1 protein-coding gene is annotated in these 696 nt (G+C 56.8%); it reads left to right on the top strand.

Annotated elements, in window-relative coordinates:
- Positions 1-76: 76 nt before the first annotated feature.
- Positions 77-696 (top strand): ankyrin repeat domain-containing protein (locus PROAA_RS13570; protein WP_186411851.1); only part of this gene is annotated, 620 nt, incomplete at its 3' end.

Here is a 696-nt window from a genome sequence, read left to right as displayed (position 1 = left end):
CCGGGGATAAACGTCCCCCATACAATCGTTTATGATTAGCGCTTGAATCTGGAAAAAACGCGACACCGAGACAGCCATGAACCGATGCAACTCCATACGCCAAACCAACAACCGCACGACCTTCCCCGGAAGCGCTTGGCGCGTAATCGCTGTGATCGCGTTTGGAGCGCTGGCTCTGAACATCGCCGCATGTAGCAGGGAAACGGACAACGACAACCCGCACAAGGCTGAAACACCCCCTGTTGCGGAATCGCCTCTCGTCAAAGCAGCGATTCAAGACGATCTGGCCGAAATCAAGACGCTCCTCGAGGCCGGTGCCGAAGTCGATACACGGGACGCTTTGGGCCGGACCCCGCTCCATATGGCCGCCTTTTACGGCCACCTGAAGGCAACCGAACTTCTGATCAAGAGCGGTGCCGATGTCAACGCTAAGGACCGTGTTGGCATGACCGCCCTCCATGCAGCGGCGCTGTCGGGCGGCAGGCAGGAGGTGAAGATGTTGCTAAGCAACGGTGCGGATATTCATATCAGATCAGACGACGGACAAACCGCACTCCATCTATCCGCCGCAACTGGCCAGCCGAAGCTCACAGAACTTCTGATCGAAAGTGGTGCCGATCCACAAAGCAAAGATGCAGATGGGAAAACCCCCCTGTTCTACGCGGAACAGAATAGTCATCCCATAACAGCGGCCAC

The sequence above is a fragment of the Candidatus Propionivibrio aalborgensis genome, from assembly GCF_900089945.1.
Classification (GTDB): domain Bacteria; phylum Pseudomonadota; class Gammaproteobacteria; order Burkholderiales; family Rhodocyclaceae; genus Propionivibrio; species Propionivibrio aalborgensis.
The sequence above is the reverse complement of the archived record's forward strand: the minus strand, read 5'-3'. Positions and strand labels throughout refer to the sequence as shown.